Source organism: Mycobacterium sp. 050128, assembly GCF_036409155.1.
GTDB lineage: Bacteria > Actinomycetota > Actinomycetes > Mycobacteriales > Mycobacteriaceae > Mycobacterium.
The window spans coordinates 1-24,576 of record NZ_JAZGLW010000006.1 but is presented as its reverse complement, the minus strand read 5'-3'; the positions used below and the strand labels follow the sequence as shown (position 1 = coordinate 24,576).

At 65.4% G+C, this 24,576-nt stretch carries 20 protein-coding genes, 1 tRNA gene and 1 pseudogene; 6 read left to right on the top strand and 16 right to left on the bottom strand.

Annotated features, from left to right (window positions below; all coding sequences use genetic code 11):
* Window positions 1-3 precede the first annotated feature (3 nt).
* The 10 genes from SKC41_RS27575 to SKC41_RS27530 all read right to left on the bottom strand — a co-directional run bounded on the left by SKC41_RS27575 (window position 4) and on the right by SKC41_RS27530 (window position 12,475).
* Window positions 4-1,473, bottom strand: coding sequence for an MlaD family protein (locus SKC41_RS27575; protein ID WP_330980884.1), 1,470 nt, complete (start codon window positions 1,471-1,473; stop codon window positions 4-6).
* Window positions 1,474-2,595 (bottom strand): MCE family protein, encoded by a 1,122-nt coding sequence (locus SKC41_RS27570; RefSeq protein ID WP_330980883.1) that lies wholly within the window; start codon window positions 2,593-2,595, stop codon window positions 1,474-1,476.
* Complete coding sequence (locus tag SKC41_RS27565; protein WP_330981067.1) at window positions 2,592-3,938, bottom strand: virulence factor Mce family protein; 1,347 nt, start codon at window positions 3,936-3,938, stop codon at window positions 2,592-2,594. The genes SKC41_RS27570 and SKC41_RS27565 overlap by 4 nt, the downstream gene beginning before the upstream one ends.
* Complete coding sequence (locus tag SKC41_RS27560) at window positions 3,935-5,119, bottom strand: MCE family protein (RefSeq protein ID WP_330980882.1); 1,185 nt, start codon at window positions 5,117-5,119, stop codon at window positions 3,935-3,937. Before SKC41_RS27560 ends, SKC41_RS27565 begins: the two co-directional genes overlap by 4 nt.
* Window positions 5,116-6,144 carry an MCE family protein gene (locus tag SKC41_RS27555; protein ID WP_330980881.1) on the bottom strand — a complete coding sequence of 343 codons (1,029 nt, stop codon included), beginning with the start codon at window positions 6,142-6,144 and terminating at the stop codon, window positions 5,116-5,118. The genes SKC41_RS27560 and SKC41_RS27555 overlap by 4 nt, the downstream gene beginning before the upstream one ends.
* A complete protein-coding gene (locus SKC41_RS27550) occupies window positions 6,141-7,409 on the bottom strand; it encodes an MCE family protein (RefSeq protein WP_330980880.1) in 1,269 nt (422 codons plus the stop codon). Before SKC41_RS27550 ends, SKC41_RS27555 begins: the two co-directional genes overlap by 4 nt.
* A gap of 4 nt (window positions 7,410-7,413) precedes the next feature.
* Complete coding sequence (locus tag SKC41_RS27545) at window positions 7,414-8,262, bottom strand: ABC transporter permease (RefSeq protein ID WP_330980879.1); 849 nt, start codon at window positions 8,260-8,262, stop codon at window positions 7,414-7,416.
* Window positions 8,259-9,026 carry an MlaE family ABC transporter permease gene (locus SKC41_RS27540; RefSeq protein WP_330980878.1) on the bottom strand — a complete coding sequence of 256 codons (768 nt, stop codon included), beginning with the start codon at window positions 9,024-9,026 and terminating at the stop codon, window positions 8,259-8,261. Before SKC41_RS27540 ends, SKC41_RS27545 begins: the two co-directional genes overlap by 4 nt.
* Before the next feature lie 637 nt (window positions 9,027-9,663).
* Complete coding sequence (locus SKC41_RS27535; RefSeq protein WP_330980877.1) at window positions 9,664-11,553, bottom strand: family 2A encapsulin nanocompartment cargo protein cysteine desulfurase; 1,890 nt, start codon at window positions 11,551-11,553, stop codon at window positions 9,664-9,666.
* The gene (locus SKC41_RS27530; protein WP_330980876.1) at window positions 11,540-12,475 is read right to left on the bottom strand and encodes a family 2A encapsulin nanocompartment shell protein; all 936 of its coding nucleotides are present in this window, start codon (window positions 12,473-12,475) and stop codon (window positions 11,540-11,542) included. The genes SKC41_RS27535 and SKC41_RS27530 overlap by 14 nt, the downstream gene beginning before the upstream one ends.
* Window positions 12,476-12,838: 363 nt before the next feature.
* On the opposite strand from SKC41_RS27530, the gene SKC41_RS27525 reads away from it, so the two are divergent.
* From SKC41_RS27525 to SKC41_RS27510, 4 genes are all read left to right on the top strand, one after another.
* Entirely contained in the window at window positions 12,839-14,128 is a 1,290-nt protein-coding gene (locus SKC41_RS27525) for a thioester domain-containing protein (RefSeq protein WP_330980875.1), read from the top strand.
* Window positions 14,125-15,057 carry a cysteine synthase A gene (gene cysK / locus SKC41_RS27520; RefSeq protein WP_330980874.1) on the top strand — a complete coding sequence of 311 codons (933 nt, stop codon included), beginning with the start codon at window positions 14,125-14,127 and terminating at the stop codon, window positions 15,055-15,057. The genes SKC41_RS27525 and cysK overlap by 4 nt, the downstream gene beginning before the upstream one ends.
* Before the next feature lie 2 nt (window positions 15,058-15,059).
* Window positions 15,060-15,752 (top strand): serine O-acetyltransferase, encoded by a 693-nt coding sequence (gene cysE, locus SKC41_RS27515; RefSeq protein ID WP_330980873.1) that lies wholly within the window; start codon window positions 15,060-15,062, stop codon window positions 15,750-15,752.
* Between the two features lie 87 nt (window positions 15,753-15,839).
* A complete protein-coding gene (locus tag SKC41_RS27510; protein WP_330980872.1) occupies window positions 15,840-17,486 on the top strand; it encodes an NAD-dependent malic enzyme in 1,647 nt (548 codons plus the stop codon).
* A gap of 8 nt (window positions 17,487-17,494) precedes the next feature.
* Here the strand turns inward: SKC41_RS27510 and SKC41_RS27505 are convergent, their stop codons facing one another.
* Window positions 17,495-17,773, bottom strand: a complete 279-nt coding sequence (locus SKC41_RS27505) for a DUF3349 domain-containing protein (RefSeq protein ID WP_330980871.1) — start codon at window positions 17,771-17,773, stop codon at window positions 17,495-17,497.
* Window positions 17,774-17,987: 214 nt separating this feature from the next.
* Window positions 17,988-18,060 (bottom strand) — tRNA-Asn (locus SKC41_RS27500).
* A 175-nt stretch (window positions 18,061-18,235) separates the two neighbouring features.
* Between SKC41_RS27500 and SKC41_RS27495 the strand changes: the two genes are divergently transcribed.
* Complete coding sequence (locus SKC41_RS27495) at window positions 18,236-18,514, top strand: hypothetical protein (RefSeq protein ID WP_330980870.1); 279 nt, start codon at window positions 18,236-18,238, stop codon at window positions 18,512-18,514.
* On the opposite strand, the gene dnaG is transcribed toward SKC41_RS27495, so the two are convergent.
* The 3 genes from dnaG to SKC41_RS27480 are packed head-to-tail and all read right to left on the bottom strand — an operon-like array spanning window position 18,489 to window position 22,363.
* Complete coding sequence (dnaG, locus tag SKC41_RS27490) at window positions 18,489-20,414, bottom strand: DNA primase (protein ID WP_330980869.1); 1,926 nt, start codon at window positions 20,412-20,414, stop codon at window positions 18,489-18,491. The two genes, SKC41_RS27495 and dnaG, sit on opposite strands and share 26 nt — an antisense overlap.
* A 44-nt stretch (window positions 20,415-20,458) precedes the next feature.
* Window positions 20,459-21,067: a superoxide dismutase[Cu-Zn] gene (sodC, locus tag SKC41_RS27485; protein ID WP_330980868.1), complete on the bottom strand. Its 609-nt coding sequence runs from the start codon at window positions 21,065-21,067 to the stop codon at window positions 20,459-20,461.
* A gap of 30 nt (window positions 21,068-21,097) precedes the next feature.
* Entirely contained in the window at window positions 21,098-22,363 is a 1,266-nt protein-coding gene (locus SKC41_RS27480) for a deoxyguanosinetriphosphate triphosphohydrolase (RefSeq protein WP_330981066.1), read from the bottom strand.
* 77 nt (window positions 22,364-22,440) lie between these two features.
* Between SKC41_RS27480 and SKC41_RS27475 the strand changes: the two genes are divergently transcribed.
* Window positions 22,441-24,423 (top strand): TPM domain-containing protein, encoded by a 1,983-nt coding sequence (locus SKC41_RS27475; protein ID WP_330980867.1) that lies wholly within the window; start codon window positions 22,441-22,443, stop codon window positions 24,421-24,423.
* Window positions 24,424-24,483: 60 nt separating this feature from the next.
* On the opposite strand, the pseudogene SKC41_RS27470 reads toward SKC41_RS27475, so the two are convergent.
* Window positions 24,484-24,576: pseudogene (locus SKC41_RS27470) on the bottom strand (type VII secretion protein EsxI); the annotation flags it as partial.

The following is a 24,576-nucleotide window of genomic DNA, read 5'->3' as shown; positions in this document are numbered from 1 at the left end:
CTTCTAAGCTGGCGGCACCAGTAGTGATTGCCAGTTTTTGGCACGCGGGTGCGCCAAGTCGGATTCGGTGTAATGCCGTCCGTCGGGACCTATGTAGTCGCCCGTGGCCGGGTCATAGGTGCTGACCGCGAGCGGCGGGGCCGGTGGCGCGGTGCCCCGCGGCGGTGGTAGCCGCGGATCCTGTCCCGGCGGGTACATCGGCACGCCCTGGCCGCTGGTGGTGGCGTTGGGATCGCCCTTCCAGTTGTAGCCCTCGTTGAGCGGCACATACTCCTCGTCGCTTTCGCACAGCTCGATTGTCGGTGCGCGCTTCCATGGTTTGGCCTCACACGGAATATTGCGTACGCCACGGACATTGAGCTCAGAGTCCTGCGGCAGCCGGCAGAAGAGGTCTGCTGCCGGGCGGTCGGGAGCATCGACGCTGGCCGGTGAACGACGCTGCTGTGGGGGCAGATACCCGGTGGTGCACGGAGGCGGCAGGTTGAGGTTGAGGTTAAAGTCCAACTGCGCGCCCCGGTACTCCTGTTTGGTGTTCGAGCTCGGCACGATGATCGCCGCCATGGCGGCGATGCCCTGCGGGAGCAGCACCAGCAGCTGTTCGATGTCGTGGCGATAGACGACGGCGATGTCGCCGAGGCTCACCAGGTTGGCGAACAACACCGGCAGGGCCGGCGATACCCGGTCGAGCAATGCACGCCCCTCTTCGATGCCAGAAGTGCCTTGTGTCAGCAGATCTCGCACTGCGGCGTCCTGTGCCTTGAACTGCGCCATCAGTGCCGATGTTCGACTGGCCCAGGTGGCGATCGCATCCGACGTCTGCACCTGTGTGCCCAGCACCGCGGGTGATTGGTCGATCAGGGTGGCAAGCGGGTCGACCGTCTGACCACCCGCAATGGCCAATGCCGCTGACCCGTCGACGATCCGAGACAGTTCGGGGCCGAGTCCGCCGACCGCCCGGTTGGCCTCGTCGATCACCGTGTGCAGGTTGTCCCGCGGAATCGCTTGCAGCGCTCGGTTGGTCATGTCCAGCAGGTGGCCGATGTCGACGGGTACGTCGACATGGCCGGCCGGGATGACGTCGCCGGCCTGCAGCGGCCGAGATTGTTCACCTTCCTTGCCCTGCTGCGGGGTCAATTCGGTATATTGCTCACCGATCGCCGAGCGGCTGTGCACCGAAGCCTGAACATTGGCAGGCACTTTGACCCCGGATCGCATGGCGAGAACCGCGCGTACCCCGGTTGCGGTGACGTCGACCGATTTGACCTGGCCCACGTCGGTGCCGCGGTAGGTGACGGCCGACGTCTGGTACAGACCACCCGACTGCGGCAGCTCGACGGTGACGCTGTACTCCCCGATGCCGAACAGTGTTGCGGGCAGCTTCATGAAGTTGAACGCCATTGCGCCACAAGAAACCACGGTGACCAGGGTCAAAACGGCCAACTGGATCCAGGTACGGCGATTCAGACGCAGCATCTAGTACCCCCCGAAGTGATAGGGGTAGGTCAGCGGGTTGCCGCCGGTGACAGGGCTGGGCTGCATGCCGATCGTGCGTCCCCACAGCAGTTCGAGTTGAGTCAGGTTGCCTTCCCATCGCGAGCCGGTGAACAGTCCCTGGTCGATGCGGCTCAACGTCAAGTCGACGACCAGGGTCAGGTTGGCGTAGTCGCCGCGGAACCAGTTGCGCACCGTGGAAGTCGGCCAGGGGTACGTCGCCAGGCCATCGAGGCCCCTGGTGAGCGAGGGTCCCGCGTCGGCAAGCGAGCGCAGTACCGGTGCGATATTGCGCAGATTCTTGACCAGGGACTCCCTGCTCTGGTGAATGGTGTCGGCCGCGATCGCGCTGAACTTGCCGACCTGGTCGATTGTTTCGGCGATCTTGCTGCGCTCGGCCGCCAACACCGCCAACGCTTTGGGCACCGTCATCAGGGCCTTGTCGACGACAGGGTCGTTGGCGGCAACCTGGCCCGCCAGGGCATTGAGGTTCTCGGCGGCGGCAATGATGTCGTCGGTCTGGTCGTTGGTCTTCGCGATGAACTCATCCAGTTGGTTCAGCAGGCTGCGCATGTCGTTTTCGCGGCCGGCGAACGCCTTGGCGACGGCCTGGTTGATCTCCTGCAACTGCCCAATTCCCCCGCCGTTGAGCAGGATCGACACCGAGGCCAACGTCTGTTCGGTGGTCGGGTACAAGCTCGCACGCGACAGCGGGATGACCGATCCGTTCTTGAGTTGGCCCACCGGAGGCTCGTCCTTGGGCGGCGTGAGCTCGATGTGCATCGAACCGAGCAGGCTGGTCTGGCCCAGCTTGGCGCTCGAATTGGCCGGCAAGCGGACATCGCCGTTGATGCGCATGGTGACCAGCGCGTGCCAATCCTGCAGCTCGATCTTGGTGACGTTACCGACGTTGACGTCGTCGACCCGAACACGAGTGTTCTGCTGAATGGTCACCACGTCGGGCATTTGAGCCTGAATCGTGTAGGCGCCGGGCCCGCCACCGGAGGTACCGGGCAGGGTGAACGAATTCAGGCCCCGCCATCCGCACCCGGAAAGCGCAGCGAGACATACCAAACCGAGCATTGCGGCCAGCGCCCGCCTCATGATTCAGGCCCCGTCGGCAGCATCAGGTTCTGCAACACCTGGATCGAGTTCATGCCGGCACTCGGTGGTGGCGGCGCCTCGAGCGGCGGTGCCACTGCCGCGGGCGGCGGCCCCGGTGGTGGCGGTGCGTCGGGCGGCGATGGCGCCTCAGGTGGTGGCGGGGGCGGGTTCCCGGGCCGCAACCAGTCCTCGCTGTAGGTGATCTCGCTCGGCCGGGCCTGCGTCCCGACAAAGGGATTGATGCCGGCAGGGATGTAGTTGTAGATGCGGTTCTTGATGATCGGGTTGATGTACTGCAGGCACAGCTTCGACACCCGGGCCAGCCGCGCGCGGGAGGCTGCTTCGATTGAGCTGCAGATGAACTGTGGAATGTCGGCGAAGTTGTTCAGCGCCAGGATGCCGGTCATCGCGCTCTGTGCGGGTTGGTAGATGTTCAGGAAGTTCTGGAACACCGTCGGGGCGATGTGCAGGATTTGCTTGATGTCGCCGCGGCTGTCGTTCAGCGCGGTCGTGATCGAACCGAGCCGGTCGAACGTGACGCCCATTGATTCCCGGTTTTCGGCGAGGAAGTCGCGTACATCAACCAGTGCGCCATCCAAAGCCTTTAGCGCATTGCCAATTTCATTGGGGCTGTTCGTCAGCACCGTCGTCACACTGGCCAAATTCCTGTTGAACGAGGCCAGCAGATCGCTGCTGGAGTATAGAGCCGAGACCAGTAGCTGCAGATTGCGCACCGTGCTGAAGATGTCGTCGGCGTGATCGCCGAGCGCCGAAATGGCTTGGGAGAGCTTGATGACGGTGTCGCGCGCAGTGTCCCCCTGGCCGCGTAGGTTATCAGCGGCCGAGTTGACGAACTCGCCGACGGAGTTGACCCCGCCCGGAGTGGTCGGCTGTAACGCCTCGGTCAGCTTCTCCAGCTGTTTGCGGAAGTCGTCCCATTCGACCGGCACCGCGGTGCGGTTCAACGGAATCGACGCGCCAGGACTCAGTTTGGGTCCGCCGGAGTATGCCGGGACGAGTTGAATAGCTCGCGACGTCACCAGCGACGGGGACAGGATCGCGGCACGGGCATCGGCCGGGACCGGGTACTGCTTGTCGACGGAGAACGTCACCTTGGAGCTGGCGGGCTGCGGTTCAATCTTGTCCACGACGCCGACAGCCACACCGAGGATGCGGATCTCGTCGCCGACGAACAGGCCGTTGGCTTCCGTGAAATACGCAGAGTACGTGTTCTTTTCGACCTCTTTCCACAGATTTCTGGCGACTAGGAACGACGCCGCGGCCAGCGTCAGCACCAGGCTGATTGCGGTGGCCTTCCGCAGGGTGTCTCGACTCATGTTCATGGCCCGTCGAATTCGTGCGGTGACGGCGGCGGGATGGTCCGCACCGGCGGCGTCGACGGCGGCGGTGAAGGCGGCTGCGACCACAGCGGCACCGGTGCGTTCTCCGGCGGCACGGGCGGCGTACCGGTGGGCGGATCCACCGCTTCCGAGGGCAGCTTCTGATCGGGATCCAGGAAACGGTCATACATGTCCGCGTCCAGGACCGGCCCACCGATCTGGCCAGGAAGCAGGTTGGCCACGTAGGCCTTGAAAAACGGTCCAGAGCCCAGGCATTCGCCGAATGACATCGCATATCGCTTGAACTTCGGCAAGGTACGCTGAATATCTTCCTTGCGGTCGTCCAAGATCTCGAGCACACCGTTGAGTTTGTCCAGGGCCGGCTTGAGTTGCGTTCTGTTGTCGGCGACCAACCCGGAAATTTGATGCGACACCGCGGTGAGGTTGTTCATCAGGGCGTCCAGCGAATCCCGCTCGTCGAGCAGTGCGGCCAATAGCGCGTTGGAATTCGCGACCAGGCCGGCGATCTGCTGACTGCGCTTGCCCAGCACGGTCGACACCTTGTTGGCATTGCCCAGCAGGTTGCGCAGCTGTGCGTCACGACCATTGAGAGTGTCAGAGAACCGCGCCACACCTTCCAGCGCGGGCCGTAGGTTCGGTGGTGTCTCCTTGAAGGTATCCGCCAATGTCGTCAGCGCCGAGGACAATTGAACGGTGTCGAGGCCGCTGATCGTGGTGGTCAGGTCGCCCAGCGCGTCGGGCAGGTCATAGGGCGAGTGTGTGCGGGTCAGCGGAATCGGGCCGGACAACCGCCCTTCCCCACGCGGCGTGAGCTCCAGCATCTTGGAGCCCAGGATCGTTTCTGTCTTAATCGCCGCCTCGGTGCGGTCGCCCAGCTCGATGCCCTGGCGAACGGTGAAGCCGACCCGGACCTTGTTGCCCTCCAGTCGGATATCGGAGACCCGGCCGACCCCCAACCCCGAAACCCGCACTGTATTACCGGGTTTGATGCCACCAGCCTCGGAGAAATAGGCGGCGTAGTCATCCGTGTTTTTGACGAAAGGCAGCTTGTTGTACTGAAATGCGACGATCGTGATGCAGGCCAGAATCACGGTGCCCATCAGTCCTAACGCGAACGGGCTCCGGCGGCCAAGCGGCTTGATCTTCGGCAGCTTCAATCTCATTGGGGCGTGCACCGCCCGCTGGGTTGTCCCAAAAGCTTGACGAAGATCGGGTTGCCCCCCTTGCCGTTGACCTTCAGCAGAACCTCGCAGAAGTAGAAGCCGAAGTAGTCTCCGTTGAGACCCTGGCGGGCCAGCACCTGATAGATATCGGGAAGGTCCTTGAGCAGTTTGTCGACATAGTCGCGGTCGGAAACCACCTGTGCGGATACCCGGTCGGTCTCGTGCACCACGTCCTTGATCGGCTGGCGGGATTGGACAAGCAGATCGGCGACGGAACCGGCAGCCGCGTTGACATAGGCCAGCCCGGTGGAGATGTCGTCCTTGCGCTGTGCCAGGCCCTCCACGAACTGAGCCAGTTTGTCCAGGCCGTCGGAGAACTCGCGGTCGCGCGCGGCGAAGGTGTGCAGCACCGTATTCAGGTTGGTGATCAGCTCGCCGATCAATTGGCTACGCCCGGCTAGCGTCGAGGTCAGCATCGAGGTCTGCGACAGCACCGACGCCAGCGTGCCGCCCTGTCCCTGGAAGATTCGAAGGAGCTGACCGGACAGTGCGTTGACCTGATCGGGATCCAGTGCCCGGAACAACGGGCGGAAACCGCCAATAAGAGCGTCGATGTCAAGAGCGGGCGACGTCCGTGCCAGCGGAATCGTCGATCCCGGCGGCAGCCGGCGCGGCGGCCCGGGAGCCTCTTCGAGCGCGAGATAGCGGTCACCGATTAGGTTTTCGTACCGCACGACGGCTTTGGTTCCCTCAGTGAGCCGGATCCCCTTGTCGATCGCGAAGCCGACCGTGACGGTGCCGTCGCGGTGCAGCGTGAGGTCGCCGACCTTGCCGACCTCCACGCCGGCGATACGAACAAAGTTGCCGGACTTCAGACCGGAGATGTTCGTGAAGACCGCAGAAAAGTCGGTGCGGTCCTCAAAGCGCAGCTGCCCGAACACCGCGATAAGCGTAAACGTGAAGAGCAGGCACACCAGCGTGAAAATCGCGACGCGCGCGATGATGCTCGAGAGTTTCCTTCTCATGGTGGCGGCTGCCCCCCGCGCCAGAAGTAGCGTGGCGGTTCGGGAGGGTTCTTCGTGGTCGGGAAGTAGTTGGCCCACCATGGGTTTCCGGCGGCCACGTTGGTGCGGATCTCGTTCGGCGCCGCGCCCCAGCCGGTGTCGGTGACCAGCGCGCGCACGGGGAAGTTCGCGCTCGGGTCGGGTAGCGAACCGCAGCTGGGTCTACCGCCTGGCCCGCCGGTGGCGTTGACCTTCGGAAGGTGCTTCGGGAACCGGTACGGGTCGTCGCCGAAGAGCAGCGCAGCGTCGAGAATCACCGAATACCCATTGCCGCCGAGCGCATCTCGGCCACCGTGGTCGACGTACCACTGCGCCCCTTGAAACAAGCACGTGTAGGTCGGCGAGTACTTGTTGAACAGAGTCAAGGTCGGGTCGAGCAGGCTCATCGACCGCACGATGTTAGGTTCGTTTCTACCTATCACGTTGATACCGGTCTGGCTGAAGCCGATCGCGGACAGCAGCAGCGAGTCGAGCGACCGCTGGTTTTCGGTGAGGGTGGTGCTGGTGGTCGCCGCGGAGTCGAGGATGGACAGGATGTCTTGCGCGGCATCGGAATAGATAGCAGTGGTCTTGCCGAATAGCTGCCAGTCCCGGTGGATGGTGTCCATGCGCGGGTTGACGGTGAGCAGCAGATTGTTCGAATCGGTGATCGCCTGTCCGAGCCGATCGCCCTTACCGCGCACCGATTGCGCGAAGGCCGACAGAATCGCATTGAGCTTGGCCGGGTCGAGCGCCTGGACCACGGATTGCAGGTTTTCGAAAACCGTATTCACCTCGACGGTGACATTGCGTGAGCGCACCAGCGCCCCGGGCTTCAACGGGGTGTGGCTGGCCTGCTCGGGCACGATCAGGTCGACGTACTTGGATCCGAACGCGGTGGTCGACTTGATCTCGGCCTCGAGGTTGCTCGGCAGATACTTGAACGGGCCGGGATCCATTTTCAGTTGCAGCTGAGCCGCTTTCACATCGGTGCCGATCGAGGCGACCGTGCCGACCTGCACCCCGCGCAACTTCACCTTGGCGCCCGGTTCCATCACCAGCCCGGCGCGATCCGACACCAACGTGAGCGGGACGAAGTCCTGAAACTTTCCGGAGAAGGAACCGGCGGTCACCACGATCAGCCCGCCGATCAGGATGAATAACGTCGGCGCCCACCAGATCGGGTCAATCCTGCTGCTGCGGACTCTGTTTGGCCGCGCGGGTCCGCCGTCCCTGTGGTTGCTCATATGGCTACCCCGACAGGTTGAAGTTGCCGGACTGCCCGTAGACGGACAGCGAGATCATCAGGCAGACGAACGCCGTGACGATCATCGATGACCGCACTGATCGACCGACGGCCTCCCCCACTCCGGCGGGGCCACCTGTCGCGTTGAAGCCGTAATAAGTGTGCACGACCATTACACCCGTCGCCATCGTCAGCGCCGAAAGGAACGACCACATCAAGTCGTTGGGACGCAAGAAGGTGGAGAAGTAGTGCTCGTACACGCCTCGTGACTGGCCGTAAACATAGATCGTGAGGAACTTCGCCGCGATGAACGACATGAGCACCGCGACGGCGTAGAGCGGAATGACGACCAGGACGCCCGCGATGATCCGCGTGGAGGCCAGATAGGTGATCGAGCGGATGCCCATGACTTCCAGCGCATCGATCTCCTCGTTGATGCGCATCGCACCCAGCTGTGCCGTTGCGCCCGCGCCGATCGTGGCCGCCAATGCCAACCCGGCCGTGCAGGGCGCGATCATCCGGACGTTCAGGAACGCCGACAGAAACCCGGTCAGCGCTTCCACGCCGATGTTGGACAGCGTGTCGTAGCCCTGAACCGCAACCAGAGCACCGGTGGTCAGGGTCAAGAACCCGATGATGCCGACGGTGCCGCCGATCACCGCCAGCGCGCCCGTGCCCATGCCCATCTCGGCGATCAGGCGCAGCAATTCGTTCGGGTAGCGCCGCACCGCGTCAACCGTGGCCGCCAACGACTTCCCATAGAACTCGGTCTGCTCTCCCAGCTTGCGGGTGGAGGCCACCAGCCTTGGGCCAAGAGCGTCGAGCCACGACGGACCGCGTGCGAGATCGGTCATTTCGCAGTCACTTTCACGCCGAGCGCGGTGGTCACGATGTTGATGAAGAATAGGGCCATAAACGAGAACACCACCGTCTCGTTGACCGCGTTCCCGACGCCGGTCGGGCCACCGCCGACCGAAAGTCCCTTGTAGCAGGCGATCAGGCCGGCAGACAGCCCGAACAGGGTCGCCTTGATCAGCGAGATCACCACCTGCGGAAGACCGGTGACCAATGTCATGCCCGCGATGAACGCGCCAGGTGTGACGTGCTGGACGAACACCACGAAGATGTAGCTGCCAGTCAGTCCGGTCACTGCGACCACCGAGTACAGCAGCACCGCGACGAAGGTGGCGGCGATGATGCGCGGAACCACCAGTGCCTGAACCGGGTTGACGCCGATGACCTTCATCGCATCGATTTCCTCGCGGATGGTGCGAGCACCCAAGTCGGCGCACATGGCGGTCGACCCGGCACCCGAGACCACCATCGCCGTGACGACCGGGCCGACCTGGGTTACCGACGCCAGCCCCGCCCCTGCACCGGACAAGTCTCCTGCACCGATCTCAACGAGCAGAATGTTGAGGACGAACACGATCAGCACCGTGTAGGGAATCGAGAGCATGATCGTCGGGAAGATCGACACCCGGGCGACGAACCAGATCTGCTCGAGAATCTCGCGCCAGGCCCACGGCCGGCGCAGCGCGGTCACCAATGCCTCGGCGCTCAGCATGAAGAACTCGCCCAGCGCATTCATGGGCTTGGCGACGGCCGTGCCGTTCATAGGCCCCGCTTAGACCGACGGCGGTCCGTTCGCCTCATGCGGTCCCCCAATTTCGTAACAATTCTCACTCGTCCGTAATTAGCTGGGCGACAACCGCTCAGCGTTGGCTACCTGCGGACCGCGCCGTCTGCTGCACGCATGGAACATTGCAGAAACTTAGAGGCAAAGCGATGCCCGGCGTTAGGTTTGCAATCACCCGGAAGAAATGTGACCGGGCCGCACGATCGCGGAATCGGCCCCGACCCAACCGTGCTTGTAGCCGCTACGTCAGGACATGGAGTTACTACGGCCGCGCGGTGGGGCGCGGCAGTGCTGCCGATGCACCGCGGGCGAAATCACCGCAGCGCCGGCGTCGAAACTGCCGCGCGAACGTCTTTCCGTCATGGGCGAGACCTATTCGGGCGTTCACGGCCGGGCATTTGCTGCAGCCGCAAACTGCAACAGTCTGCGACAGGCCGATCACCAAACAAGAGTTTCGTTCAGTGTGATCGCAAAAGCTTTTCACGCAACCATATTTCGATGTCGAGTGTGCCCCGTTGGCGAGAAGTGTGCGGCACGGGCAGGGACACGCCGACCGACGCCAAGGTGGGCGCACACTGAACTCGCTGAGCGCACAGTCAACGCCGCGCCAACCGCCCTAGCCGATGTTTGTGCCACCCTCGGCAATTCGACGCACGGCCCGCAGGAAGACGTCGATCTCCTCGAACGTGTTGTAGAACGCGAACGACGGCCGCACCGTCGCCTCGAGTCCGTAGCGCCGCAGGATCGGCTGCGCGCAGTGGTGCCCTGCGCGCACCGCGATGCCCTCGGCGTTGAGCGCCTTGCCCACCTCGAGCGGTTCGTGCCCGGCGAGCACGAACGACAGCACACTGGCCTTCTCGGTCGCGGTGCCCACCAGTCGCACCCCCGGGATGTCCGCCAGCCGCGGAGTCGCGTATTCGAGCAATGCGTGCTCGTGCGCGGCGATGCGCTCGATGCCGATCCGCTCCACGTAACGCAGCGCCTCACCGAGACCGACCGCATCGGCGATGTTGCCGGTGCCCGCCTCGAACTTATTCGGAAGTCCTTGGTAAAGAGAACGTTCCAGCGTCACATCGGCGATCATGTTGCCGCCACCCTGCCAGGGCGGTGTCTCCGCGAGCGCCGCTTCGCTTCCGTACAGCACACCGATACCGGTGGGGCCGTAGATCTTGTGGCCGGAGAACACGAAGAAGTCAACCCCGAGTTCCGCGACGTCGATCGGCAGATGGGGAATCGACTGCGCGCCGTCGATCAGCACCCGCGCCCCATAACGGTGGCCCAGCTCGACGATCTTCTCGACCGGTGTCACCGTGCCCAGCGCATTCGAAACGTGAGTGGCCGCAACCAGCTTCGTACGGGGGCCCAGTAGGTTCTCGAATTCGGAGAGCAGCAGATTGCCCGCGTCGTCGACCGGTGCGACTTTGAGCACCGCCCCGGTCTGTTGTGAAAGCAGTTGCCACGGAACGATATTGGCGTGGTGCTCGAGGTGAGTTATGACGATCTCGTCGCCGGGCCCCAAATGCTTGCCGCCCCAGGCGTACGCGACCAGGTTGATCGCCTCGGTGGTGCCGCGCACGAAGATGTTCTGCTCCGCCTTCTGCGCGCCGATGAACCTGCGCACGGTTTCGCGGGCTTCTTCGTAGGCGTCGGTCGCGCGCGCCGCCAACTCGTGTGCGGCGCGGTGGATGTTGGAGTTCTCGTGGGCGTAGAAGTACGAGAGCCGGTCTATCACCACCTGGGGCTTCTGGGTGGTCGCGGCGTTGTCGAACCAGATCAGCGGCTTTCCGTTGACCGTTTCCTTCAGGATCGGGAAGTCCGCCCGTATCGCATTGACGTCGAAGACCTCGTGGTCGTCCGCTAGCCGAGGGACGGGGTCGGCGTCGGTGCGGAAGTAGTAGTTGCGGTCGTCTCCGGCCGGCGCGTTCGGCACGACGGGAACCGTGTCGGACCAGCCCAGGTCGGGGACCGACGGCGCCTGCGGCAACCATGACGGCGCCGAGCCACGCGGGGCCACCGCAACGGTCGGCGTCGTTGTGGCCAGCACACCGGGCACCGTCGGGACGATGCCCTGGCTGGGGACTGCGAAGGCGTTGAGGTCGCCGAGTCCCGGCGTCGGGTGGGGGTCGGCGACGCTACCCGCCGTCTCGGCTGCCGAAGGCGCGGCCGTCGTATCGGGGACGCTGCCGCGCGGAGCGACCGGCGCAGTCTGCGGTAGACCTTCGGGCTCCGGCGACGTCGGCGCCGGGACGTAGATATCGGTGACGCCGATCAGCGGAAGTGGCGCCGGATACAGATCCGCCGAGCCGGCGGCGGTCTGAGCGGTCGACGTGGCCGCGGTGGTATCCGGCACGCTGCCGCGCGGTGCAACCGGTGCTGCCTGCGGCGGGCTGTCCGGCCCGGGCCGGATGCTGGCCGCATACAACTGCGTGGCCAGCGCCGCGAGTTCCGTGGCGCTGATGGGTAGCTCGCTTTCGGCGTCTACCGACCGGTACTCACTTGTACTCATGGAATTGGTCCACGGCGACGTCGTCGAGCACGGCGAGCGCGTCATCGGTGAGGACGGCCAGGGACGTGTAGAGGGTGACCAGGTAGGTCGCGATGGCCGACTGGTTGATGCCGGTGAATCGCACCGACAGCCCCGGAGCCTGCTCGCCGACCAGGCCCGGCTGGAACAGTCCCACCACGCCCTGACGTTCCTCACCGGTGCGCACCAAGATGAACTTGGTCTTGCCATCCTCGACCGGAACCTTGTCCGACGGGATCAGCGGAATGCCGCGCCAGGTGATGAACTGCGCTCCGAACAGGCTGACCACCGGCGGCGGCACGCCGCGGAAGGTGGCCTCCCGCCCGAACGCGGCGATGCCCAACGGGTGGGTCAGGAAGAAGCTCGGCGTCTTCCAGACCTTGGTGATCAGCGCGTCCAGGTCGTCCGGGGTCGGCGCACCACCCACCGTCTGAATGGTCTGCTCGGGGGTCGCCTGGGCCAGCAAGCCGTACTCCGGGCTGTTGACCAGCTCGAATTCCTGGCGCTCCTTGATCGTCTCGATGGTCAGCCGCAGCTGCTGGGCGACCTGGTCGTGCGGGCTGGAGTACAGGTCAGAGACCCGCGTGTGGATGTCGAGCAGCGTCGAAATCGTGCGCAGCGTGTACTCGCGCGGGCTGGTCTCATAGTCGACGTAGGTCTCGGGCAGCGGCTCTTCGGTGCCGGCTCCCTCTTCGGCCTTGATCGCGACCTGCTCCGGGTTGATCACCCGGTTCACCCGGTAGAGACCGGCCTCCACCGGGACCCAGCTGAGCAAATGCAGCAGCCACCGGGGCGTGATCGTCGAGAGCTGCGGAACAGTTTTGGTCGCGTTGGCTAGCTGGCGGGCAGCGAGATCGCCAAGTGCCTGAGACTCGTTTTGAGCCCCCGAGCCAGCTGCTGTCATCGTGATCCTTCCGTGCATGTCCGAATACTGCGACGAGGTCGGGCAGACCCATGATCTATCACCATCGGCCCACCCGCGCGCTGAGCGTAGGCGCAGGCCAGCGAGATCGGACAGAGTTAGACCGGGCGTGAGCAGAAGTGCCGAAGGTTGCTGATGCCCTATAGTGGGGCTATGCAACAGGCCTTTCAGCTGCGCTTCGCTCCTTCGCGCTGCCTCGCCGTGTGCTGTTGTTGTTGCTGTTGTTGATTTCCTGACGCCTCTGCCGCTGTAGAAATCCTCGCGCTACCCGCAGGCGGGTTGGACCACCACCCAGCCGGGGCCACAGATATGCGCGCCAGCTACTTTCAGGAAGATCAACCACTCATGACCGTGTTATCCATGCCCAATCGCGCCCTGGCGCGGGTGGCTACCCGCCGGCGCGTACTCGTGCGCCCGGCGACTCAACTCAGCCACATGACGCGCTACCGCGGGGGCACGTACTCGCACACCATCGACAAGATCGTGTTTGCCGACGGCAGCTGGGCGCGCACCGATTTGATCCGGCTGCACCCCAACCTGCAGGCCTATTCACTGGATTTCACCGGTATCGCGCCGCATCGCCCGTCGCGCTACCGGCTGGGGACCTGGTCGGCACTGCCGCACCTGCACACTCGCGGCAACGAAGCCGAAGTGGACTGGATTCTGCGCCACTCGTACCCGGTGCTGCCGACCGCCGAACTCAGCAAGCGGGTACGCGAGGCGGGCTACCCGCTGGGGCGCGCCAACATCAGCGAACATGAGGCCATCGCCGCAACCCAGGCCGCGATCTGGCATTTCACCAACGGCCTCGATCTGCACACCCGGCCGCTGAACGTACCCGTCGCCGTGCAGCGGCAGCCGGGAGGCACGACCACGTTCGAATTCGACGGCGATCCGCAGCTGGGTGGCTATTCGGTGTGGACCGACGCCGAGGCGCCCACCACGTTGAAGCTGCAAAAGTCGGCCGATGGCGTTGTCTGGCAAAACATTTCGGGTTCGCAGTTGACCGTGGCCGCCGGAAGTGGCCGCCACCAACGCACCCTCGGTGTGGGTAGCACGGTGTCGGCCAGCAGCCACGGCGGCGGGGGACGCGGCTACCGCTATTACCGGCTGGTCGCCGCCACCGACGCCGACAACCCGACCATCGACTACGTCCGATTCTGGCTCACCGGTAGTCGCCACTACCGCAACGCCGACCGAATCGTGCACCTCTACAATTACCTACTGACCGGCGCGAATAAGGCCGCACCCGATACCGATGACGCCCAACTTGTCGATACGCACGCAACAGCCGACTCCGAACTCGTAGGACCGTTCCAAGTGCCAATCCCATTGAGGCTCAACGTCACTGACGGGCACACACTGGTCGACGCCGACGGCCGAACTATCCGCGACATTGTTTCACCCGGCCGGGACTTTTATCTGCGTCCCGCCCCGGGTACCCGCGCAACCACACTGACTGCGACAACACCGCATAACCTCAAGGGACGAGTCCTGACTGGAGTGGCGCTAGAGGAGGCGTCGCAACGATTCACACCGATTGCACTGACCGTACCCACAGACGTGGCCGTCGAATTCGAAATCACCTGGCCGGCCGATGAGTCTTGTATCGATATCGTGGAGGAAGTTTCATGAGCATCGCCGAGAACATCACGCAGCTCGTCGGACATACACCGCTGGTCCGGCTGAACCGGGTCACGGACGGCGCGGGCGCGGACGTTGTCGCCAAGTTGGAATCGTTCAATCCGGCGGGCAGCGTCAAGGATCGCATCGGGGTGTCCCTGATCGACGCGGCCGAGGAGGCCGGTCTGATCAGGCCGGACACCATCATCCTCGAGCCGACGAGCGGAAACACCGGCATCGCTCTCGCCATGGTGGCCGCGGCGCGCGGCTACAAGCTGGTGCTGACAATGCCCGAGACGATGAGTGTCGAGCGGCGCAAGGTGCTGCGCGCCTACGGCGCGGAAATCATCCTGACCCCGGGTGCCGAGGGCATGCCGGGCGCCATTGCCAAGGCCGAGGAACTGGCCAAAACCGACCAGCGGTATTTCATCCCGCAGCAGTTCGAGAACCCCGCCAATCCGGCGATCCACCGCAAGACCACCGCCGAAGAGGTGTGGCACGACACCGATGGCAAGATCGACTTTTTCGTCGCGGGGGTCGGCACCGGCGGCACCATCACGGGAGTCGCGCAGGTCATCAAGGAGCGCAAGCCGTCGGTGCAATTCGTCGCCGTGGAACCGGCCGCGTCGCCGGTGCTGTCTGGCGGTCAGAAGGGCCCGCACCCTATTCAGGGCATCGGCGCCGGGTTCATTCCCCCGGTGCTCGACCTGGATCTGGTCGACGAGATCATCACCGTCGGCAATGACGACTCGATCAACCTGGCAAGACGGCTGGCCCGCGAGGAGGGCCTACTGGTCGGCATCTCGTCGGGTGCGGCCGTCGCCGCCGCTCTGCAAGTGGCCCGCCGGCCGGAAAACGCCGGCAAGCTTGTCGTCGTCATCTTGCCGTCCTTCGGCGAGCGCTACCTCAGCACGCCGTTGTTCGCGGACTTGGCCGACTAGCCATGCTCGAGACCATCCGGCAGGACATCCGGGCGGCCAGAGAGCGCGACCCGGCCAGGCCCACGACGCTGCAGGTCATCCTCGCCTACCCCGGGGTGCACGCCATCTGGGGTCACCGGATCAGCCACCTGCTGTGGCAGCGCGGCGCCCGGCTGGCCGCACGCGTTCTGGCCGAATTCACCCGCATCGTCACCGGTGTCGAGATCCATCCCGGCGCGGTTCTGGGCTCGGGCCTGTTCATCGACCACGCCACCGGCATTGTCATCGGGGAGACCGCCGAGGTTGGTGACGACGTCACGATCTATCACGGCGTCACGCTCGGCGGCACCGGCGCCGACGTCGGCAAGCGCCACCCCACGATCGGCGACCGCGTGATCATCGGTGCGGGCGCAAAGGTACTCGGCGCGATCAAAATCGGCGACGACAGCCGGATCGGTGCGAACGCCGTCGTCGTCAAGGAAGTGCCCACCAGCTCCGTCGTCGTCGGCGTTCCGGGACAGGTCATCACCCGCCTGGCCCGCGGCCACGAAGACGACGCACTGATGCCCGATCTGGTCGGGGTCAGCCTGCAGTCCCTGCTCACCCGCGTGGCCAGGCTCGAAGCCCTAAGCGATGACGACACCGAGACCGAGACCGGCCGGGTGATCCGGCCACCCGAAGCCGGGGTATGGCACGGCGAGGACTTCTCCATCTGACTGCGCCTTCAGTTGCTCTTCAAGATACGTTTACCGCGATCAGCGCTACCGTGGCTTGACGTACCGACTCGACAACGGAGGCTTCCGATGAGCGACGGCCACGTGCCACGGATTCCGATAGCGATGTCCTCGCCCAGCCTCAATCGTGGCGTCGGCTTCACTCATGAAGAACGACGGCGGCTCGGGCTGACCGGGCGGCTGCCGCCGGCGGTACTCACACTCGAAGAGCAAGCCGGCCGGGTGTGGCATCAATTGCAAAGCATGTCAACAGATCTCGGGCGAAATCTGCTCCTCGAGCAGCTGCACTACCGGCACGAGTTGCTGTACTACAAGGTGCTCGAAGATCACCTGCCCGAGCTGATGCCGGTGGTCTACACACCCACGGTCGGCGAGGCCATTCAACGCTTCTCCGACGAATACCGCGGCCAGCGCGGCCTGTTTCTGAGCATCGACGAACCCGACGAGATCGCCGACGCCTTCCAGACGTTCGGGCTGGGGCCCGACGACGTCGACCTGATCGTGTGCACCGACGCCGAAGCCATCCTGGGCATCGGCGACTGGGGCGTCGGAGGCATCCAAATCGCGGTGGGCAAGTTGGCGCTCTACACCGCCGGCGGCGGTATCGATCCACGCCGCTGCATCGCGGTGTCACTGGATGTCGGCACGAATAACGAACAGCTGCTGCAGGATCCGTTCTATCTGGGCAATCGCCACGCGCGGCGCCAGGGCGCCGAATACGACGCCTTCATCAAGCGTTACATCGAAACCGCCAACCGGTTGTTCCCCAACGCCATCCTGCATTTCGAGGACTTCGGGCCGATCAACGCACGAATGATCTTGCGGACCTATGGCGACGGCTACTGCGTATTCAACGACGACGTGCAGGGCACCGGCGCGGTGGTGGTGGCCGCGGCACACGGCGGAGCCCATGTCACCGGGGTGCCGCTGCGGGAGCAGAAGACGATCGTGTTCGGCGCCGGAACCGCCGGAATCGGTGTCGCCGACCAGATCCGCGACGCGATGGTCGACGACGGCGCCAGTGTCGAGCAAGCAACGGCTGCGATCTGGGCGATCGACAAGCAGGGCTTGCTCTTCGACGACATGGACGACCTGCGCGACTTCCAGGTGCCCTACGCCAAGAACCGTCAACAGCTTGGCGTAGCGGCCGGGGAACGGATCGGTCTGGTCGAGGCCGTCAAGTTGGCCTCACCCACGCTCCTGCTGGGCTGCTCAACCGTTTTCGGGGCATTCACCCGCGAGGTCGTGGAGGCGATGACAGCCTCCTGCGAACGCCCGATGATCTTCCCGCTGTCCAACCCGACGTCACGGATGGAGGCCATGCCGGCCGACGTGCTGGCGTGGTCGAACGGCCGGGCGCTGGTGGCGACCGGAACCCCGGTCGCCGCTACCGAATACAACGGCGTGACCTACAGCATCGGCCAGGCCAACAACGTGCTGGTGTTCCCCGGCCTCGGGCTGGGCATCATTGTGGCCGGGGCACGGCGGCTGACCCGGTCCATGTTGCACGCGGCCGCGAAAGCCATTGCGGGACAGGCCAGCCCCACGAAACTCGGGGACTCACTGCTACCCGATGTGCAGAACTTGTGCGCCGTCTCGTCGGCGGTCGCCGAGGCCGTCTATCACGCCGCCGTCGCCGACGGGGTGGCCACCCGAACACATGAGAACCCGCGCCAAGCCGCCCTCGACACGATGTGGCGCCCCAGATACGACTAGGGCCGTAACTACGCGGGCTGCTGGGTCAATTCGACGATCGCCGCGAGCCGGCCCTGGACACGTTCGAGATCGGCCGCGCAGGGCAGTTCGGCCGCAACGCGGGTGATGGCCGCGCGGATGTCGGCGGCATTGAGGTTCAGGTCACCGCTGGCCGCCACGTGGGTCGCCACCGCGGCCACCGCGTTGTCGGGCATGCGGCGCCGCAGCAGCGCCAACAGCGGGACGTAGTCGGCGTACGGCACCCCATGCGGGTAGCCGGCGCGAATGACAGCGTCGAATGTGGTCACCAATCCGCTCAACGGCACCGGACGACACCCCCCTCCTGCCGTCATGTGCGGGCACACACGAATGCGACGGTCAAACCGTATGCATCGCTACTTAACTGACGGTGACGTAAACGCACCATGCTCTGTACACATGTCAAATTTCGAACCATCGATGCCGAGCCCCCCCGTTGCCGGCGCCCCTGAGCACACTGATCTGGAGATGCGCCGTTGCCTGCTCCCCCGGGTGGACTCGAACCACCAACCCTTCGGTTAACAGCCGAATGCTCTGCCAATTGAGCTACAGGGGATTAACCCGGCCCGCGCGAAATCTGGCGCGGATCGCTGGACGACTCTAGCGTACTGGCACGGCCGCGCCCAAGTTCGCCGGCGGACCGTGCGCGCCCAGCTAGACCGATCGGGGCGCACGCACTCAGCCGTGTGAGGCAGGATGGACCCATCCGCACCGTCGTGGGGAGGGACGTTTTGATCCGATATGTCGTCGTGCTCGGACTGGGCTACGTGCTGGGCTCGAAAGCAGGCCGTCGCCGGTACGAGCAACTCGTCGGTACCTATCGCGCGCTGACCAGCAGTCCGATGGCCCAGTCGATGATCGAAGGGGGTCGGCGCAAGATCGCGAACACGATCTCGCCCGACGCGGGTTTTGTCACCGTGGCCGAGATCGACGACGAGACGGCCGTCGTGCAGCGGGAGGTCGAGCGGCCGGCCGACGAGGCCCTTACGCCGTCAGATCGTCGCCGCTAGCCTGCTCCAGCAGGCTGCGCCGGTATGCCTCCATGGCAACCAGGTCGCCGAACAGCGCGTGGTACTCGTCGCCCTGGTCGATCGGTGACATGCGCTGCAGCTTGGACTTGACCTCGGCGATCTGGCGGCCCATCCAGACTTCCTGCAGACGCGCCAGCACCCCGGCGATGTAGCGGGGCAGTTTCTCGTCATCGACGGCGACACCCTCGACGCCGAGCTCGTTGATCAGGCCGGCGGTCAGGGTCGAGGTGGTGTGGTGGCGTACCGCGTCGATCCACTGTGCGCCGGTGATGCCGGTCGACGTGCCGCCGGCCGCGTCGATGGCCGCACGCACGGCCGCGTACCCGGGGTGGGTGAAGCTCTCGACGGTCAGCGTGTCGAACACCGGGCCGGCGAACGCCGGGTACTGCAACGCCGACTTGAGCGCCTCGCGCTGTGGCCACAACGTCGGGTCGCGCGGGTCGGGGCGTCCGGCGGCGCGGTCGAGCGGAGCGGGTTCGGCCGGGACCGCTTTGGCGGTGGCAGACGCCTGACCGCGCGAACCGAGCTGAGCGGAAGCCTTGGGTTTCTTGGCCTCGGTCCGCACCCGGTCGATGACCTGCGCGACGTCGTCCCAACCCACCCAGCCGGCGAGCTGGCGGGCGTATTCGTCGCGCAGCGTGGAGTCCTTGATCTGGCCCACCATCGGCACGCAGCGGCGCAGTGCGGCGACCCTGCCTTCGGCGTTGTCCAGGTCGAAGTCGGCGATCGCCGTGCGAATCGCGAACTCGAACAACGGCGTTCGTCGCGCCACCAGGTCGCGAAGCGCGCCGTCGCCCGACGCCAGGCGTAGGTCGCAGGGATCCATTCCGTCCGGGGCGACCGCGACAAAAGACTGCCCCGCCAGATTCTGTTCGCCGCCGAAGGCCTTGAGCGCGGCCGCGCGGCCGGCCGCGTCGCCGTCGAAGACGTAGATCAATTCGCCGCGGAAGAAACTGTCGTCCATCATCAGCCGGCGCAGCATGGACAGATGCTCGTCGCCGAACGCGGTGCCGCATGACGCGACCGCCGTGGTGACGCCGGCCAGATGCATCGCCATCACGTCGGTGTAGCCCTCGACGACGACGGCCTGGTGGCCCCGGGCGATGTCACGCTTGGCCAAGTCGATGCCGAACATCACCGACGACTTCTTGTACAGCAGCGTCTCGGGCGTGTTGACGTACTTGGCTTCCATTGGGTCGTCGTCGAACAGCCGCCGGGCCCCGAACCCGATCACCTCGCCGGCCGAGTTTCGGATGGGCCACAGCAGCCTGCGGTGAAAGCGATCCATCGGCCCGCGGCGTCCCTCCCGGGACAGGCCCGCGGCTTCCAGTTCCTTGAACTCGAAACCCTTGCGCTGCAAATGCTTTGTCAGCTTCTCCCAGCCCGACGGCGCGAATCCGCAGCCGAAGTGACGGGCCGCCTCGGCGTCGAAGTTGCGCTCCTTCAGATACTGACGCGCGGGCGCCGCCTCGTCGGACTCCAGCTCCGCCGCATAGAACTCGGCCGCCGCCGCGTTCGCCGCGACGAGCCTGCTGCGGCTGCCGCGATCGCGTTGCACGTTGGTGGCCGCGGCGCCGGTGTAGGTGATCGTGTGGCCGATCCGGTCGGCGAGCATTTCGACGGCTTCGACAAAGCTGACGTGTTCGATCTTCTGGATGAACGCGTACACATCGCCGCCCTCGCCGCAGCCGAAGCAGTGGAAGTGGCCGTGGTTGGGGCGGACGTGAAACGACGGGGACTTCTCGTTGTGGAACGGGCACAAGCCCTTCAGCGAGTCCGCGCCCGCGCGGCGCAGCTGGACGTAATCGCCGACGACTTCCTCGATGCGGGCGCGTTCACGGATGGCGGCGATATCACGATCGGAGATCCGGCCAGCCATCGGCTCAGTCTAGGACGCCGGGTACGGCTGCGGTGCCGACCAGCTCAGCTGGCCGGACCGATCACGCCGCACGCAACGCGCTCCATCGCCATGTCGCTGTCCTGGACGCCGTGCAGCATCAGGGCCGTCTTGTTGCCCGCCAACAGCTCATCCCTGGTGAACGCGTCGGTGGTGGTCACCAGGTAGGCAGAGCCGTCCTGGCGCACATCAAGCGACGACAAGTCACCGCTTTCGGGCTTTCCGGTGTGTCCGGGCGCTTGGTAGTGACCCCCTGCCGACAGGAAATTCCCGGGCGCGCCGCCGGTCGGGGCAACCGAATTCGGCTCACACTTGCCGATCTCATGCACGTGCATGCCGTGCAGGCCGGGCGCCAGAATGCCGGGGGTGTCCGTCTTGACGGTGATCGTGAGGTAGCCGCTGGTCACCTCGAAGGTGGCGGTGGCCACTTGCCGGCCGTCGGGTGCTTTGAGTTGAGCCGAAAGGGCTTGGCCGCTGGGCACCGGACTCGGTGTCGTCGACGAGCCCGGGGACCCGCTGAGCACCGGCGGCGTGGTGCCGGGCTGGGTGCTCGCATGCTGAGGCGAGCTGCACGCGGTCATGGCCACGATCGGCAGCGACAACAGGGCGGCGGCAACGGCGGTGTTTCTGCTCATGCCCGCAGCCTATCGGGTGCCACAAGGCCGTTACGGACTTGCCGGGCCGGCATCGATTCGTTCCAACCGGCCTTCGGTGAACGAGGCGATTTGATCGATGATCACCCGCAACCGGGCGCCGTCGTCGGCGGCGGTGGTGAATGCCGAGGCGAAGAACGGGTCAAGAGTGCGGGGCGCACCGGCGTACAACCACTGCGCCACTTGATGAATGCGGTCGCGCTGCCGAGCCTGAGTCTCCAGATGCCGAGGGTCGGACATGATGAACTGCAGCGCCAGAATCTTCAGCAACGCGACCTCGGCCCGCACCAAGTCGGGCACCTGCAAGTCGGCTTGGAAACGCACCAGCGGCCCGGCACCCGCCGCCGCGCGCGTGGTCGCGATCGCGGCCGAGGCGAACCTGCCCACCAATTCACTGGTCAACTGCTTGAGGGCGACCGACGCCGCCAGCGTGGCGTCGTACTTGCCGACCGCGGCGACCACCGGCAGCCCCGACAGCCGGCGCGCGGCCGCCATGAAATCGTCGGCGCTCACCCGGGAGAACTCGCTCTCCCCCAGCTTGGCCAGCGCCGCAGCCTCGTCGTCGTCGGCGAGTACCCGCAAATCGATGCGCTGTGAGACGACACCGTCCTCGACGTCGTGCACCGAGTAGGCGACATCGTCGGCCCAGTCCATCACCTGCGCCTCCAGACACATTCGGTCCGGCGGCGCCCCCGCGCGCATCCAGTCCGCAGCCTCGCGGTCCTCTTCGTAGAACCCGAATTTTCCGACGCCGTCACGACGTGTCCACGGATATTTCGTGACCGCATCCAGCGAAGCGCGGGTCAGGTTCAGCCCCGCGCTATTGCCTTGCTCGTCAAGCACTTTGGGCTCAAGGCTGTTGAGGATGCGAAAGTTCTGGGCATTGCCTTCGAATCCGCCGTACTCGTCGGCGACCTCGTTGAGTGCGCGCTCGCCGTTGTGTCCGTAGGGCGGGTGACCGATGTCGTGAGCCAGCCCGGCGAGCTCGACGAGGTCGAGATCGCAGCCCAGCCCGATCGCCATACCGCGGCCGATCTGCGCGACCTCGAGCGAGTGCGTCAGCCGGGTGCGCGGGGTGTCCCCTTCGCGGGGCCCCACGACTTGCGTCTTGTCCGCCAAGCGGCGCAGCGCGGCACTGTGCAACACGCGTGCCCGGTCCCGGGCGAAGTCGGTGCGGTGCTGACCTTCCGTGCCCGGCAGACCCGCGATCTTCGGCGCTTCGCCTACCCGCCGTTGACGGTCGAAGTCGTCGTATGGGTCTTGCACGTTCGTGATCACCTTCTTATTCACCGGAGCACAGTCTGCCAGGGAATGCCGGGAAGTGGCCCCGGTCTCGCACGGGGCTAAATTGACCTATGCGCATTGCCCGCTTCATCGGCGTGATTCTGACGATGCTCATCGCCGGACTGCTGGTGGCTTCGGCAGCCGACGCACAGCCCCCGTTCCGGCTGCCGGGATACGTCACCGACAACGCGGGCGCGCTGCCGCCGTCTGCCCGCACCGAAGTGGGCGACGCCATCGACAAGCTGTACAACGACCGCCACATCCGGCTGTGGGTGGTGTATGTCGACGACTTCTCCGGTCAGAACCCGGCGGCCTGGGCGCAGCGCACAATCCATGAAAGCGATCTGAGTACCTACGACGCGCTGCTCGCGGTGGCCACCACCGGACGCGCGTACGCCTTCCTGGTGCCGTCCGGGGTGAAAGGCGTGACCCAATCTCAGGTGGACGAGCTGCGCCGCGACGAAATCGAACCCGCTCTGCGCCAAGGGGACTGGCGTGGTGCCGCAGTCTCCGCGGCGAATGGCCTGAATGCGCAGCCGAATTCGTCGAACCGCTTCTGGCTGTTGGCCACCCTCGGTCTGATCATCGTCGCGGTGGTGGCCCTGGTGTTCGTCATGCGTTATCGCCGTCGGCGGCGCCGCAGCGCCGATCTGGCTGCCGCACGCCGAGTGGACCCCACCAACGCGACCGCGCTGGCAGCAGTGCCACTGGCCGCCCTTGACGACCTGTCGCGTTCGATGGTGGTGGAGGTCGACAATGCGGTGCGCACCAGCTCCAACGAGCTCGCACTGGCCATCGACGAGTTCGGCGCCGAGCGCACCGAACCCTTCACCCGGGCCGTCGACAAGGCCAAAGCCGCGCTATCCCAAGCCTTTACGGTCCGTCAGCAACTTGACGACGCCATGCCCGAGACGCCCGAGCAGCGACGCTACCTGCTCACGCAGGTAATCGTGTCGGCGGCCAGCGCCGACCGCGAACTGGACGCACAGACCGCGGCGTTCGAGCAGCTCCGCGATTTGGTGGTCAACGCCGCCACGCGCCTGGATGCGCTGACCCAGCAGGTCGTCGAACTCACCAGTCGCATCGAGCCGGCCGAACGGCGACTGGCCGAGTTGAACAATGAATTCGGCCCTGCGGCACTGACTTCGGTGGCGGGCAATGTCGCCACCACCAAAGAACGGCTGGCATTCGCCGATCGCAACATCAGCTCGGCACGTGCGCTGGCCGACGATGCGGTCAGTGGACAGCAGAGCGGTTTGGTCGATGCGGTGCGTGCCAGCGAGTCGGCCCTCGGGCAAGCACGCGCACTACTCGATGCGGTGGACAACGCGGCCGGCGACATCCGGCGTGCCATTGAGCGGTTGCCGGCGGTGATGACCGACATCCAGGCCGGCATCGAACACGCCACCGCGAAGCTGCAAGGGCAGAATGCGAAAGCCGCGCATGCCGGCGAGCTCGCCTCGGCCCGTGATGCCGCCATTCGAGCCGTCGCCGCCGCCGGCGGTGGATCCGCGGATCCGCTGGGCACTTTCGCGCAGCTGGCCAAGGCCGACTCCGACCTCAACCGGCTGCTGGCCACGGTGGCCAACGAACAGGCGGACGCCGAACGGCTCACCCGTTCGCTCGAGCAGGCGTTGTTCACCGCCCAGGCGCGAGTGCGCGGAGTCTCGGAGTACATCGACACCCGCCGCGGCAGCGTCGGACCTGACGCCCGTACCCGACTCGCCGAGGCCCAACGACATCTCGAGGCCGCGCAGGCCACAAAATCGACCAACCCGGCCGAGGCGATCACGCACGCCAACGCGGCGTCGACACAAGCGGCCAACGCGCAGTCGCTGGCCAACGCCGACGTGGTCTCGGCCCAGCGCGCCTACGCGCGCGTCGGCGGCAACGACACCGGCGCGATGCTGGGCGGGATCATCATCGGCGACCTGCTCCGCGGAGGAATGCGGGGCGGATTCGGCGGCTGGAGCTCGACGTCGTTCGGCGGCTCGTCGAACTCGTCGCCGGGCGGCTCAACCGGCGGCTTCATGGGCGGCGGCGGGCGCTTCTGAGCCCTACACAGCAGAAGGGGCGCACCGATTGCTCGGTACGCCCCTACTACTCGAGATCTGTCAGGCCCAGCTGGACCCGACGGCGCTGTCGGTGCTGGCCATGTTGTTGCCCGCGGTCTGCACCTTCTGCCCGTGCTGGTTGGCCTGCTCGTA

Bases quoted from the DNA above. Each gene is read 5' to 3' on its own strand.
- SKC41_RS27575 (WP_330980884.1), bottom strand. From the start codon at position 1,473: ATGCTGCGTCTGAATCGCCGTACCTGGATCCAGTTGGCCGTTTTGACC.
- SKC41_RS27570 (WP_330980883.1), bottom strand. From the start codon at position 2,595: ATGAGGCGGGCGCTGGCCGCAATGCTCGGTTTGGTATGTCTCGCTGCG.
- SKC41_RS27565 (WP_330981067.1), bottom strand. From the start codon at position 3,938: ATGAACATGAGTCGAGACACCCTGCGGAAGGCCACCGCAATCAGCCTG.
- SKC41_RS27560 (WP_330980882.1), bottom strand. From the start codon at position 5,119: ATGAGATTGAAGCTGCCGAAGATCAAGCCGCTTGGCCGCCGGAGCCCG.
- SKC41_RS27555 (WP_330980881.1), bottom strand. From the start codon at position 6,144: ATGAGAAGGAAACTCTCGAGCATCATCGCGCGCGTCGCGATTTTCACG.
- SKC41_RS27550 (WP_330980880.1), bottom strand. From the start codon at position 7,409: ATGAGCAACCACAGGGACGGCGGACCCGCGCGGCCAAACAGAGTCCGC.
- SKC41_RS27545 (WP_330980879.1), bottom strand. From the start codon at position 8,262: ATGACCGATCTCGCACGCGGTCCGTCGTGGCTCGACGCTCTTGGCCCA.
- SKC41_RS27540 (WP_330980878.1), bottom strand. From the start codon at position 9,026: ATGAACGGCACGGCCGTCGCCAAGCCCATGAATGCGCTGGGCGAGTTC.
- SKC41_RS27535 (WP_330980877.1), bottom strand. From the start codon at position 11,553: ATGAGTACAAGTGAGTACCGGTCGGTAGACGCCGAAAGCGAGCTACCC.
- SKC41_RS27530 (WP_330980876.1), bottom strand. From the start codon at position 12,475: ATGACAGCAGCTGGCTCGGGGGCTCAAAACGAGTCTCAGGCACTTGGC.
- SKC41_RS27525 (WP_330980875.1), top strand. From the start codon at position 12,839: ATGACCGTGTTATCCATGCCCAATCGCGCCCTGGCGCGGGTGGCTACC.
- cysK (WP_330980874.1), top strand. From the start codon at position 14,125: ATGAGCATCGCCGAGAACATCACGCAGCTCGTCGGACATACACCGCTG.
- cysE (WP_330980873.1), top strand. From the start codon at position 15,060: ATGCTCGAGACCATCCGGCAGGACATCCGGGCGGCCAGAGAGCGCGAC.
- SKC41_RS27510 (WP_330980872.1), top strand. From the start codon at position 15,840: ATGAGCGACGGCCACGTGCCACGGATTCCGATAGCGATGTCCTCGCCC.
- dnaG (WP_330980869.1), bottom strand. From the start codon at position 20,414: ATGGCTGGCCGGATCTCCGATCGTGATATCGCCGCCATCCGTGAACGC.
- sodC (WP_330980868.1), bottom strand. From the start codon at position 21,067: ATGAGCAGAAACACCGCCGTTGCCGCCGCCCTGTTGTCGCTGCCGATC.
- SKC41_RS27475 (WP_330980867.1), top strand. From the start codon at position 22,441: ATGCGCATTGCCCGCTTCATCGGCGTGATTCTGACGATGCTCATCGCC.